General features: G+C 64.1%; 5 protein-coding genes. 2 read left to right on the top strand and 3 right to left on the bottom strand.

Going from position 1 to position 13,997, the window contains the following annotated elements; translation table 11 throughout:
- Positions 1-74: 74 nt before the first annotated feature.
- The 3 genes from A5709_RS24365 to A5709_RS24375 all read right to left on the bottom strand — a co-directional run bounded on the left by A5709_RS24365 (position 75) and on the right by A5709_RS24375 (position 6,469).
- A complete protein-coding gene (locus A5709_RS24365; protein ID WP_068123086.1) occupies positions 75-2,987 on the bottom strand; it encodes an RND family transporter in 2,913 nt (970 codons plus the stop codon).
- 168 nt (positions 2,988-3,155) lie between these two features.
- The gene (locus A5709_RS24370; protein WP_068123074.1) at positions 3,156-6,053 is read right to left on the bottom strand and encodes an RND family transporter; all 2,898 of its coding nucleotides are present in this window, start codon (positions 6,051-6,053) and stop codon (positions 3,156-3,158) included.
- Positions 6,050-6,469: an MmpS family protein gene (locus tag A5709_RS24375; RefSeq protein ID WP_068123089.1), complete on the bottom strand. Its 420-nt coding sequence runs from the start codon at positions 6,467-6,469 to the stop codon at positions 6,050-6,052. Before A5709_RS24375 ends, A5709_RS24370 begins: the two co-directional genes overlap by 4 nt.
- A gap of 949 nt (positions 6,470-7,418) precedes the next feature.
- On the opposite strand from A5709_RS24375, the gene A5709_RS24380 reads away from it, so the two are divergent.
- Together A5709_RS24380 and A5709_RS24385 are read left to right on the top strand one after the other, a co-directional pair.
- Positions 7,419-7,649 carry an MbtH family protein gene (locus tag A5709_RS24380; protein ID WP_066950804.1) on the top strand — a complete coding sequence of 77 codons (231 nt, stop codon included), beginning with the start codon at positions 7,419-7,421 and terminating at the stop codon, positions 7,647-7,649.
- 40 nt (positions 7,650-7,689) lie between these two features.
- A partial coding sequence (locus A5709_RS24385) for a non-ribosomal peptide synthetase (protein WP_156768144.1) occupies positions 7,690-13,997 on the top strand: 6,308 nt, incomplete at its 3' end.

Genomic DNA, 13,997 nt, shown 5'->3' on the forward strand with positions numbered 1-13,997 from the left:
CCGCAGTTGGCCGTGTTGGAGCATGCCCGGCATCAAGAGGTTGGTGCTGCTCTTTGCTGTGGCGACCGGCCATCCTAAACGGACGGTCTCGGGATCTCGGTCGTAGGCGTATCGTCGGCGAAGTCTCGGTGCAGCAGCAGGGACCGCACGAGAGGACGCGGCCCTTCGGGCCGAAGCATTTGACTCGCCGGGCGTGGACGCACGATCTGTGGCCACCAGAACCAACGCCCCAGCAGTGCCGCGATGGACGGTGTCATGAACGAGCGCACGATCAAGGTGTCGAACAACAGGCCCAGGCCGATGGTGGTACCGACCTGACCAATGATTCGCAGATCGCTGGCCGCCATTGAGGCCATCGTGAATGCGAACACCAGGCCGGCGTTCGTCACGACCTTGCCCGTACCGCCCATCGCGCGAATGATGCCGGTGTTGATACCGCCAGCTATTTCCTCTCTCATCCGGGACACCAGCAGCAGGTTGTAGTCGGACCCGACCGCCAAGAGGACGATCACCGACATCGGCAGCACCATCCAGTACAGGTTGACGCCCATGATGTATTGCCAGATCAGCACTGACAGCCCGAATGACGAGCCCAGCGAGAGCGCCACCGTGCCGACGATTACCAGTGAGGCAACAAAACCTCGCGTGATGATCAGCATGATGATAAAAATAAGGCAGAGCGCACCGACTCCCGCGATAAAAAGATCATATGTGGAGCCGTCGCGAAAGTCCTTGAATGTCGACGCGGTCCCGGCGATATAGATCTTGGACGGCTCGAGCGGTGTCGTCTTGAGAGCCTCCTCCGCCGCCGTTCTGATCTTGTCGATACGTCCAAGGCCCTCGGGCGACGCGGGATCGCCCTTGTGTGAAATTATGAATCGCGCCGCTTTCCCATCGGGGGACAAGAACTGGCTCATCGCCTTTTTGAAGTCTTCGTTTTTGAAGATGTCGGGTGGTAGATAGAAGGAATCGTCGTCCTTGGCAGCGTCGAACGTTGCCCCCATAGCTGTGGCGTTCTCTTTTTGGTTTTCCATCTGGCCGAGCGTTCCGTTCATGGTGCTGTAACTGGTCAGCAACATATTCCGCGCGTCCTCGGCGATCGCAATCGACGGTGGGAAAATCTCAAGCAGTTGTGGCAACAACGCGTCCATCTTATCCAGGTCAACGATCAGCTCGCCGAGTTTATCGCTCAGAGTATCGATACCGTCGAGCGTCTCGAATATCATCCTTAATGACCAGCAGATGGGGATATCGTAGCAGTGTCTTTCCCAGTAAAAATAACTTCTAAGCGGTCTGAAGAAATCTTCAAAATCAGACATATGCTGATTAAGCTCACCGATGACGAGCTTCATATCCTTGGTCTTAGCGATCGAGTCGTGCGTTATCTCAGTGAGTTGTTTTTGCAATGCATACATACGCTTCATCGTTGCGATTTGGTATGACAGCACGTCCGCCTGCTTGAGCATATCTGCCGTGCGATCTTTCATGTATTTCTGGTCTTGCTGCATTACCGAGTATTGCATTTGCAGCAAGAACGGTATTGAGGTGTGCTGGATCGGTGTGCCCTCGGGGCGGGTTATGCCCTGCACGCGAGAGATGCCCGGAATCTTGAATATCGCCTTGGCAAGCCGGTGCAGGACAAGAAAATCAGCAGGGTTGCGCATATCGTGATCCGACTCGATCATCACGATTTCGGGCATCATTCGCGACTGAGAGAAATGGCGATCGGCAGCCGCGTACCCGACATTGGCGGGAATGTCGTTGGGCATGTAGAACCGGTTGTTGTAGCTCGTCTGGTAGCCGGGCAATGTCACCAGGCCGACCACGGCGACCGCTATCGTTGCCGCGAGAATCGGCGCGGGCCAGCGCACAATCGCCGTACCGATCCGACGCCATCGACCGAATGCGAGAACCCGCCTGGGGTCGAAAAGTCCAAAGCCGCTCCCGATGGAAAGAACCGCTGGAACAAGGGTGAGCGCGATCACCACCGCCACGAGCATGCCCACGGCACACGGAACGCCCATGGTCTGAAAAATCGGCATCCGGGTGAAGCCCAAGCACAACATCGCCCCGGCGATCGTCAAACCGGAACCCAAGACGACGGGAGCGACCCCGCGGTAGGTGGTGTAGAAGGCAGTTTCGCGGTCCTCGCCAGCCTGACGTGCCTCCTGATATCGACCGAAGAAGAATATCGCGTAGTCGGTTCCAGCCGCCATCGCGAGCGCCACCAGGAGATTGACGGCGAAAGTCGAGAGTGCGACGAGACTATGGTCGCCGAGAAAAGCGACGATTCCGCGGGCCGCAAGTACCTCGATGCCCACGGTGACCAACAACAAAATGACAGTGAAGATCGATCTATAGACGAAAAGCAGCACCACAAAGATGATCAGCGCGCCCACCGCGGTCATCTTCAGGATGGATCGGTCACCAGCCTGCTGCATATCCGACAACAGCGCCGACGGACCGGTTACATAGACCTTGACTCCCGGGGGCGGGGGCGTCCGCGCGATGATGTCGCGGACCGCGGCGATGGAATCCTGGCCGAGGGTTGTGCCCTGGTTGCCCGCCAGATTGATTTGTACGTAGACGGCCTTGCCGTCGTCACTTTGCGCACCCGCCGCCGTCAGCCGGTCTCCCCACAGATCCTGTACGTGCTCGACGTGTTTCGGGTCGGCCTTTAGTCCACGCACCAATCGGTCGTAGTAGTCATGAGCGTCGTCCCCGAGGCGCTGCTGCCCCTCCAGTACGACCATCGCAATACTGTCCGAATCGGACTCCTTGAAGTCCCTGCCCATGCGCTGCATGGCTTGCACCGCCGGCGCATCCTGCGGGGCCAATGGCACGGAATGCTCGCGGCCTACCGTCTCCAGCCATGGAACGCAGAAGGTCACCAACAGCGTCAGCGCCACCCACGCCAGCACGATGAGCACCGAAAGCCGGCGGATGCTGCGGGCGAAGAACGGGGCGCGAGTGGGTTCGGCGGTCATGCGGTCCTCGACGGCCACGGCGTAGCGGAGCGCAGTCGATGCGGGACACGCTCAGCCTGGATCACTCCGTCCACTGCGGTGCGGTGGCGGTGCACGCCGTCCCTTTTGTCCTGTGTCACGATGTTCCCCACGGTCGCGATGCCTGTGCTGAAAGTGGAATCCCGGCAGTTAGAGCGGCTGTTTGAGCAGCGAACGTACCGCCGGACGGGGTCCCAGCGGCCGAAGCATTGAGCTGGCGGGCCGCGGACGCACCCGTTGCGGCCACCAGAACCAACGTCCGAGCAAGGCGGCGACGGACGGCGTCATGAATGCCCGCACAACCAACGTGTCGAACAGCAGACCAAGCCCGATCGTTGTGCCCGTCTGGGCAACGCTGCGCAAGTCACTGACTCCCATGGAAGCCATGGTGAATGCGAACACCAGGCCCGCATTCGTCACGACTTTGCCGGTACCGGCCATCGCCCGGATGATGCCGGTGTTGATACCGGCGGCCAATTCCTCCTTCATCCGGGATACCAGCAGCAGGTTGTAGTCGGAGCCGACCGCTAAGAGGACGATCACGGACGTCGAGAGCACCGTCCAGTGCAGCTGCAGGCCAAGCAGATTCTGCCAGACGAGCACGGATAGGCCGTAGGACGCGCCCATCGACAGCAACACGGTACCAACGATGACCAGCGCGGCAATAAAGCTCCGCGTCATGATCAGCATGATGATGAAAATGAGGCAGATCGCGGCGACCCCCGCGATCAAGAGATCCCACTTGGACCCGTCCACGATGTCTTTGGTAATCGCCGCGGTACCCGTGAGATAGACCTTGGCATCCTCTAACGGAGTTCCCTTGAGGGCCTCCTCGGCCGCCGTCTTGATCGGCTCCACGCGCGACAGGCCTTCGGGAGTCGCAGGATCGCCCTTTTGTGAAATGAGCATGCGGACATCTTTTCCGTCCGGCGACATAAAGATTTTCTCGACCCGTTTGAAGGCCTCCGAGTCGTTGATAATCCCAGGCGGCAGGTAGAAAGAATCCTCGTTTCGGGATTGGTCAAAAGCTTGCCCCATCGCCGCCGAATTATTGCCCTGCGATTCCATCTGGCCCATCACGCCGGACATGGTGCTGTGCATCGTCAGCATCATGGTCCGCATGCTCTGCATGGACTCGATCATCGGCGGCAACAGCACAACTATTTGCGGCAGCAGCACATCGAGTTGGTCGAGATCCGCCACCAACTCTTTGAGCTTATCGGTTATCTCGTCAACGCCGTCGATTGCGTCGAATATGGAGCGCAACGAAAAGCAAACGGGGATATCGTAGCAGTGCCGTTCCCAGTAGAAGTAACTTCGGATCGGCCTGAAGAAGTCTTCGAAATCTGAAACCCTGTCGCGCAAATCGTTTGTGATCTCCTGCATCTCATGCGTTTTGCCGACCATGTGGTGGGTGGTCGCGACCAGTTCTTTCATCAGGCCGTACATGTGCTGCATGATCTGAATCATTTTGCCGAGCTCTTCGGCTTGCTTGAGCATGTCTTCCATGCGGTCCTTCTGGAACGACATGTTCACTTGCTGGCTTGCCTGCGACATGCTCACGATCCAGGGAATCGTCGTGTGCTCGAGGGGAATACCCTCAGGCCGCGTTACCGACTGCACGGTGGAAACGCCCGGAACGGCAAGAACGCCTTTGGCCACCTTATTCAAGACGATCATATCGGCGGGATTGCGCAGATCGTGATCGCTCTCGAGCAGCAGAATCTCGGGCATCATCGTTCGCGATTGAGGGAAATGGCGCTGCGCGGCAGCATTTCCCACACTCGCGGGAATATCGCTAGGGATGAATTTTTGGTCGTCATAGCTTGGGTTGTAATTCGGCAGCGTTATCAGGCCGATTAGCGCAATCGCCAAGGTGGTGACCAGAATAGGCGCTGGCCACCGAACGATCGCCGTGCCGATGCGTCGCCAGCGGTGAGTCGTGATGACCCGCTTCGGATCGAAAACGCCAAAACGGCCGGCAACTACAAGGAGCGCTGGAGCGAGCGTGAGGGCAACCAAAACCGCCACGGTGATACCGATGGCACAGGGGATGCCTAGTGGCTGGAAATAGGGCAGCCGGGTGAAGTTTAGGCAGAAAACCGCTCCGGCAATCGTCAAACCGGAAGCCAACACGACCTTGGCCACGCTGCCGAAGGTGGTGTAGAAAGCCATTTCCCGGCTCTCGCCGGCTTGTCGCGCCTCCTGATATCGCCCGACGAAGAATATGCCGTAGTCGGTTCCCGTCGCGATGACCGCGGCCACCAGCAGGTTGACCGCGAATGTAGTGAGGCCTAATAGCTGGAGATGGCCCAAAAAAGCGACTATTCCACGTGACACCTGCAGTTGAAGCCCGACCATCAGCAACAAAAGAATCACGGTCAAAATAGACCGGTAGACCAGAAGCAGGGTAATGAAAATCACCGCCAGGCTCGTGACGGTGACTAGCATGACGGTCTTTTGACCGGCGATGTTCATGTCAGCAACGGTTGGCGCGGGGCCGGTTACGTATGCCTTCAAGCCATTCGGCGTGGGTGTCCGCGCCACTATTTGTCGGATCGCTGCTACGGATTCATCACCCGCGGCTCCACCCTGCGTGCCGGCAAGTTGGACCTGCACATACACGGCCTTTGAGTCGGAGCTTTCCGCGGCTTTCGACGTGACCGGATCGCCCCAGAAGTCCTGGACGTTCTGCACGTGCTTATCAGCCCGCAATTCACGAACCAACTGGTTGTAGTACTTGTGCGCTTCATCGCCGAGCGGTTGCTGACTCTCGAGGACGATCATCGCCAACGCGCCGGAGTTAGTTTCCTTGAAGTCCTGGCCCAGGTGCTCCATCGCCTTAAACGACGGTGCGGCAACGGGACTCAGCGGAACCGCGTTCTCCGCCTCGACCTGCTCCAGCGGGGGGACACCGATCGCGATGATGACGGCGATGCCCAACCACCCCAAGATTATGGGTATCGACAGGCGATGGATCATCCGCGCCACTAGCGGTGGCCGTGCCCGTTCGGTCGTCGTATGCGGGTCGCTATGCAGGTCGGTCATGTGGCCGTCAGCATGCAGTAGGTGAAGGCGTTCAATTCGTGTGAAACCCTCTCGGCTTTGACTGCCCCGTCAACCACGATGCGGCAGCCGAGCATATCGCCATTGCCTTGTGCCACAACGTTTCCCAAGATCGACGGTAGCGTCGTCGAAATATCGAACGACCATGGAACGGGTTGCCCGTTGACGTGCACCGGGTTGCCATCGACGTCGAAATAGCTGATGTCGGCCGTCGTTCCCGGCGGACCGAAGATCTCGTACCTGATGTGCTTCGGGTTGAAAGGTTTGGTGTCTTTTATCCGGGTGTCGGCATATGACTCGCGCTTCTCGGAGCCAAAGATGCCGTGAAGTCGTGCGACGGTCATCCCTCCCGCGACGACTACGGCCACTATGAGCAGTGGGATCCACAGCCGCTTCAGCGCGCCAATGATTCCCGCTCCGCGAGGATGGGTCTGTTGCCGACCAACCGGCCTTTGGGGTTCAGTCGATGACTGGCGACCCATGCCAAAGAAACCGCGTCGGCGACCAGTCGGCTGGCCGCTGTCGCGGCCTTCCGTCGCGCTACCGGGCCGGGCCCGCACGTCGGGTTCGGTCACCGCACCCCCTTCTGCCCATTCTCACGTGTCTTGTTATTCCGCCGGCCCTAACAAGCTGTTACATGTTGTTGGTCGAGGACGCCAGGTGAGGGCGCTCCGAATGCGGTGTACGTCGCAGACTAGTCGTGCTTCGGCACCTCATACGAGCCCCGCCCCCGGGGAGCGCGACCGAGTCTTCATGAGTAAACCACGCCATGGTCTCCGTATCAGCCGCTTTGGCATTGAGATACGGGATCGTAATGCATACCGCGTGCGTAACGGCATTTTTTAGATCGCCCGCCCGGATGGTTCACCCGTTGGCATCGAGTGCACCACTCGGTCCGATACGGCGCCCGCCCACCCCGCGGTCCGTCCTGCGGCCGAGGCCGCCGAGTGGTCAGCGGCCGTAGTCAGCTAACGACGATCGCGGCAGGGAGTCAATGGGTTCGCGGGCGCGACTTCATGCGCGCCGTTGCGCCGGGCGGCGGGTTCGCCTCTTGGTGATTTTCGCGGCGGCTGTGAGGTCGGTACCCTAGGCGGTGACAACCACCCAAAATTTCATCGTCCTTGCAGGCCGACCAGCGCGATCGCGAACCACTACGGTGAGCCGTTGCCGCAGGTCACAGCAGCCAACGGCGGCAGCTGCGCAGCCCCGCACCAGCCCAATTCTTAGGCTGCGTTAAGAGCCTGACAGGTCACACCGGGAACTTTGTCCAAATCACGGACGCACGATGGTGCCTCCAGTAGGGTTTGGAACCGTTCCACTCATGTCAACTAGGCATCCTGGAGAACTGTGAGCATCAACCCGTTCGACGACGACAACGGCAGTTTTTTCGTCTTGGTAAACGACGAAGAGCAGCACAGCCTGTGGCCGGCCTTCGCGGATGTTCCAGCTGGCTGGCGAGTGGTGTACGGCGAGGCGGACCGCGCTGCGTGCTTGGAGTACATCGAACAGAATTGGCCGGACATTCGGCCAAAGAGTCTGCGCGACAAGCTCGCAACGGGTCGGGGTTTTGACCAGTAACGAGTCGGGGTATGGGGCGGGTGGAGCTTTGGGGGACTCGATGGGAGTTGGGGATCGCGCGCTTCCGCTGACGCGCGGACAGCTGGACATCTGGCTTTCGCAGGAAACGGGCTTCGTCGGCACGGAGTGGCAGCTCGGGCTCTTGATCAAAATCGAGGGTTCGCTGGATCGTGATGCTCTCCAGCGCGCCCTCCGTCAGGCCGTTGCCGAGGCCGAGGCCGGCCGGGTGTCGTTCTTCGAGGTCGACGGCCAGGTTGTGCAGAAGCCGATCGACTACCCGGACTTCGAGCTCGACTTCCATGACCTGACTTCCTCGCCGGACCCCGTGCAGGAAGCGCGCGCGATGGCGTCGTCCATCCAGCGGACGCCGATGGCGTTGAACGGCCAGCTGTTCAAATTCGTGTTATTCCAGACGGGGGCCGCCGAGTTCTATCTGTTCGGTTGCTGCCACCACATCGCAATCGACGGATTGGGTATGGCGCTGGTAGCGCGACGGGTTTCGACGATTTACTCCGCGATGGTCGCCGGAAAACCCATTCCCGATGCCTATTTCGGCTCGGCGCAGGATTTGGTCGACATCGAGTCGGAATACGAAGCGTCGCCCGACTACCTGGACGACCAGGCGTATTGGAGCAACAACCTTCCGCCGGAAACCGCGTGGGCCGATCGGCCGGCCGACGCCACGGGCGGCAAGGACCACTACTCTCCGTCCGCGTCCGTCCAGTTGGACCCGTCCGTCACCACCCGGATCAAGGAGCTGTCCAAGAAGCTGGGCATCCGACGCTTCTCCGTCACCACCGCGGCGTGCGCGCTCTTGGTGCGGGCATGGTCGGGGAGCGGTTCGGAGGTGGCGCTCGATTTCCCCGTGAGCCGGCGCGTGCGTCCGGAGTCGAAGACACTGCCCGGGATGTTCGCCGGGGTGGTGCCGCTGGTGCTGAACACGTCGCCCACGGCGACCGTCGCCGATTTCTGCAAACACGTCGACATCCGAATCCGGGAGTTGTTGCAGCATCAGCGATTCCCGGTGCACACCCTGGAGAGCGACGGCCTGCGGCAGGCGGCGAATCGCGTCGGCATCAACTTCCTCCCGATGAGGCTGACCCTGGACCTCGCCGGTTCCCCGGCCACTGCGACGTACACGAATCACGGGCCCGTGGGGCACTTCAGCCTGTTCTTCCTCGGCGCCGGTGACCAGCTTTTCCTCAGCACCGCGGGACCGGGCCAACCGTTCGCGGACTTCGGCGTCGCCGACTTGGCGGCGCGCATGCAGCAGGTGCTGGAGGAGATGACCGCCGATCCGGAGCGGTGGCTGTCCTCGATCGATCTGCTGGCCGCCGACGAGCCGGCCCAGCTCGACGAGTGGAGCAACCGGGCGGCCTTGACCGAGCCGGTGCCCGCCCCGGTGTCGATCCCGGTGGCGTTCGGCGAACACGTGCAGCGCTCGCCCGAGGCGCCGGCCGTGACCTGCGCCTCCAAGTCGTTGACCTACAGCGAACTCGACGAGGCCTCCAACCGGCTGGCTCACCTGCTGGCCGGTCATGGCGTCGGTCCGGGTGAGTGCGTGGCGGTCATGTTCCCCCGGTGCACCGACGCGATCGTGGCGATGCTCGCGGTGCTCAAAACCGGGGCGGCCTACGTGCCGATCGACCCGGCGCACGCCGCGGCGCGCATGGAGTTCGTGCTTGCCGACGCGGCACCCAGCGCGGTGATCACCACGGCGGACCTGCGTTCGCGACTGGACGGGCGCGACCTGCTGGTCGTCGACGTCCACGACCCGGCCGTCGAAACCCAGCCCAGCACCGCGCTGCCCGCGCCGGCCCCGGAGAACATCGCCTACATCATCTACACCTCCGGAACCACCGGAACCCCCAAAGGCGTTGCCATTCCTCATCTCAACGTCACGTGGCTGATCGAGTCGCTCGACGCCGGCCTGCCGAAGGGGCAGGTATGGACGCAATGCCATTCCGCGGCCTTCGACTTCTCGGTGTGGGAGATCTTCGGCGCCCTGCTGCGGGGCAGGCGCCTGCTGGTGGTGCCCGAGTCGGTGGCGGGCTCGCCAGAAGAGCTTCACGACCTGCTGGCCGCGGAAAAGGTCAGCGTGCTCACCCAGACGCCGTCCTCGGTCGCGATGTTGCCCGCGGAGGGTCTGGAGGCCACCGCCCTGGTGGTGGCCGGTGAAGCCTGCCCGGCCGACGTGGTGGATCGCTGGGCGGCGCCCGGGCGGGTGATGCTCGACGCCTACGGTCCGACGGAAACCACCGTGTGCGCGTCGATCAGCAAGCCGCTGGTCCCGGGATCAAGTGTGGTGCCGATCGGTTCACCGATCTCCGGTGCGGCGATGTTCGTGCTCGACAAGTGGTTGCAGCCGGTGCCGGCCGGCGTGGTCGGTGAGTTGTACCTGGCAGGCCGCGGTGTCGGCTGTGGATACGTGCGCCGCGCCGGGTTGACGGCGTCCCGGTTCGTGGCCAACCCCTTCGGCGGCCCGGGGGCACGGATGTATCGCACCGGCGACCTGGTCAGCTGGGGCGAGGACGGGCAGCTGCAATACTTCGGCCGCTCCGACGAGCAGGTCAAGATCCGCGGCTACCGCATCGAGCTCGGTGAAATCCAATCGGTGCTCAAGGGCCTCGACGGGGTGGAAAACGCGGCCGTGATCGCGCGCGAGGACCGCCCCGGCGACAAGCGCCTGGTCGGATACATCACCGGGACGGCCGATCCGGCCGCGATCCGGGCCACGCTGGCCGACCGCCTGCCGCCGTACATGGTGCCCGCCGCGGTGGTGGTGCTCGAGGCCCTGCCCCTGACGGGCAACGGAAAACTCGACAAGCGCGCCCTGCCTGCGCCCGAATACGCCACCGCCGAATACCGCGCCCCCGGCGACGCGGTCGAGGAGATCCTCGCCGACATCTACGCCCAGGTGCTGGGGCTGGAGCGGGTCGGGGTGGACGCCTCGTTCTTCGACCTCGGCGGCGACAGCATTCTGTCGATGCAGGTGGTGGCCCGCGCCCGTGCGGCGGGGATCCTGTTCCGGCCGCGCGACGTGTTCGTCGAGCAGTCGGTGGCCCGGCTGGCCCGGGTGGCCGAGGTGGCGGCCGACGGCGCGGGCGGCGTCGCCGACGACGGCGTCGGCCCGGTGGTGGCCACCCCGATCATGCGGTGGCTGCACAGCATCGAGGGTCCGATCGAGCAGTTCAACCAGACCATGGTGGTGCAGGCCCCGGCCGGGGCGACCGAGGACGACGTGGTGGCGGTGCTGCAAGCCCTGCTGGATCGCCACGCCGCGCTGCGGCTGCGCGCCGACGACGACGGTGCGGGCGGCTGGTCGCTGCACGTGCCCGAGGTCGGTGCGGTGGACGCGCGCGCCTGCGTGCACGCCGTCGAGACACTGTCCGAAGAGACGCTGGCGGAGGCCCGGTCGCGGTTGAACCCGGCCGCCGGAGTGATGGTCAGCGCGGCGTGGGCCGAGCCCACGGGCCAGCTGGCGTTGATCATCCACCACCTCGCCGTCGACGGGGTGTCGTGGCGAATCCTATTGGAAGACTTCAACATCGCCTGGGCCCAGCATCACAACGGGCAGCCGATATCCCTGCTGGCGCCGGGGACGTCGTTCGCCCGGTGGTCGTCGCTGCTCGAGGAGTACGCGCAGCGCCCCGACGTGGTGGCCCGGGCCGACGAGTGGCGACAGGTGGCGGCCACACCGGCGGCGCTGCCTGCGGTGCAACCCGATGCCGATACCTATGTGACCGCGGGCCAGCTCTCCGTGTCGCTGGACGTCGACACGACCCGGCTGCTGCTCGGCGAGGTGCCGGCCGCGTTCCACGCCGGCGTGGGCGACATCTTGTTGATCGCCTTCGGGCTGGCGTTCGCGGAGTTCCTGGGTACGGGTGCGGCGCCGATTGCCATCGACGTGGAGGGCCACGGGCGCCAGGAAGAACTGGCTCCGCGGGTGGACCTGTCGCGCACCGTCGGCTGGTTCACCACCAAATACCCGGTGGCGCTCAAGAGCCGCCGGCTGAGCTGGTCGCAGGTGGTGGCCGGCGACCCCGCGCTGGGCGCGGTGATCAAGGACGCCAAGGAACAGCTGCGCGCCCTGCCCGACGGCCTGACCTACGGCCTGCTGCGCTACCTGAACGCCGAGGTGGACCTGGACGGGGCGGACCCGGTGATCGGGTTCAACTACCTAGGGCGGCTCGGCGCGGGCGCCGACCTCTCCGACGACCTGTGGCGGGTCAGCCACGACAGCCTGGCCGTTGCGGCCGTGGCCACCGCGGTGCCGATGCCGCTGGCGCACACGGTGGAAGTCAACGCGGGCACGATGGACACCGAGGCCGGCCCGCATCTGCAGGCCAACTGGACGTGGGCCCCGTCCGCGCTGGACCACGAGCGCGTTAACCGGTTGAGCCAGTTGTGGTTTGAGGCGCTGGCCGGGATCTGCGCGCACGTCAACGCCGGCGGCGGCGGGTTGACCCCGTCGGACATCGCGCCCGCGCATCTCAGCCAGCAACAGATCGACGAGCTGTGCCGGCAGGGCAGCGTCGCCGACGTGCTGCCGCTGACCCCGGTGCAGCAGGGACTGCTCTTCCACACCGCCTTCGCCCAGGACATGGACGACCTGTATGCGGTGCAGCTGGGGATCACCGTCAGCGGTGCCCTCGACGCGGCGCGCCTGCGCGAGGCGGTGCACACTGCTGTCAAGCGGCACCCGAACCTGGTCGCCCGCTTCTCCGAAGATTTCGGCGAGCCGGTCCAGGTCATCCCGGCCGATCCGCAGATGGCGTGGCGATACGTCGAGCTGGACGCCGGCGATGTCGACGAGCAGGTCGAGCGGCTGGCCGCCGACGAGCGCGCCGCGGTGTGCGACCTCGCCGAGAAGCCGTCGTTCCGGGCCGCGCTGATCCGCACGGCACCCGACCGGCACCGGTTCGTGCTGACCATTCACCACATCGTGGTGGATGGCTGGTCGCTACCCGTCCTGCTGCAAGAGATCTTCGCCAGCTACTACGGGGAGCGGCTGCCCGCCGCCCCGTCGTACCGCAGCTTCGTCACCTGGCTGACCAACCAGGATCGCGCCGCCGCGCAAGCGGCGTGGGCGCAGGCGCTGGCCGGCTTCGAGACCCCCACCCTCGTCGGCCCCCTCGGACAGGTCGGGCGGCGCGGCGTCGCCGCGTTCCACGTGTCCGCCGAAACCACAAAGGCGCTCGGCGAGTTGGCGCGCTCGTGCCGCACCACCATCAGCACCGTGCTGCAGGGCGCGTGGACGCAGCTGCTGACGTGGCTGACCGGGCAGCACGATGTGGCCTTCGGCACCGCGGTCTCGGGGCGGCCGCACGAGTTGGCCGGGGCGGACGCGATGGTCGGCCTGCTGATCAACACGGTGCCGGTGCGCGCGACCGTCACCGCGACCACCACGGTCGCCGAGCTGCTCGACCAGCTGCAACGCCTGCACAACGACACCGTCGATTACGAGCACCTGGCGCTGCCCGAGATCCACCGCGTCACCGGTCACGACCAGTTGTTCGACACCCTTTTCCTCTACGAGAACTATCCGATCGACGCGGGCGCGCTGTTGGGTGTCCACGAACTGGCCGTCACCGACTTCAGCAGCCGGGAGTACAACCACTACCCGCTGTCCGTGGTGGCCTCACCGGGCCACGAACTGAGCCTCCGCGTCGAATTCGACACCGAGGTGTTCAGCGCCGCCGACATCGACGCCCTGATCGAGCGGTTGCGGCAGGTGATGGTGGCCATGACCGCCGATCCCTCGCGCCGCGTGTCCTCGATCGACCTGCTCGACGCCGCCGAGCACGGCCGGCTCGACGAGTGGGGCAACCGGGCGGTGCTGGCCGAGTCGGCGCCGAAGCTGGCCTCGATTCCCGAGTTGTTCGCCGCCCAGGCGGCCCGCGCCCCGGAGGCGGTGGCCATCACCGACGGCGACCGTTCGTGGTCGTATGGCGAGGTCGAGGAGTCCGCCAACCGGCTGGCACACCTGCTGGTGAGCCGCGGTGCCGGCCCGGGGGAGCGCGTCGCGGTGCTGTTCCCCCGGACGGCCGAGGCCGTGGTGGCGATCCTGGCGGTGCTCAAGACCGGGGCGGCCTACCTGCCGGTCGACCCGGCGGTGCCGGCGGCGCGGATTGAGTTCGTGCTCGGCGACGCCGCGCCGATCGCGGCGGTCACCACCGCGGAGGTGCGGTCGCGGCTGGACGGGTCGAGCCTGGACATCATCGAACTCGACGACCCCGCCATCGCTACCCAACCCAGCGACGGGCTCCCAGCACCGTCCGCGGACAACATCGCCTACATCATCTATACGTCCGGCACCACCGGTACCCCGAAGGGTGTGGCGGTGCC

The sequence above is a fragment of the Mycobacterium sp. E1386 genome (assembly GCF_001672745.1).
In the GTDB taxonomy this organism is placed as follows: domain Bacteria; phylum Actinomycetota; class Actinomycetes; order Mycobacteriales; family Mycobacteriaceae; genus Mycobacterium.

Bases quoted from the DNA above. Each gene is read 5' to 3' on its own strand.
- A5709_RS24365 (WP_068123086.1), bottom strand. From the start codon at position 2,987: ATGACCGCCGAACCCACTCGCGCCCCGTTCTTCGCCCGCAGCATCCGC.
- A5709_RS24370 (WP_068123074.1), bottom strand. From the start codon at position 6,053: ATGACCGACCTGCATAGCGACCCGCATACGACGACCGAACGGGCACGG.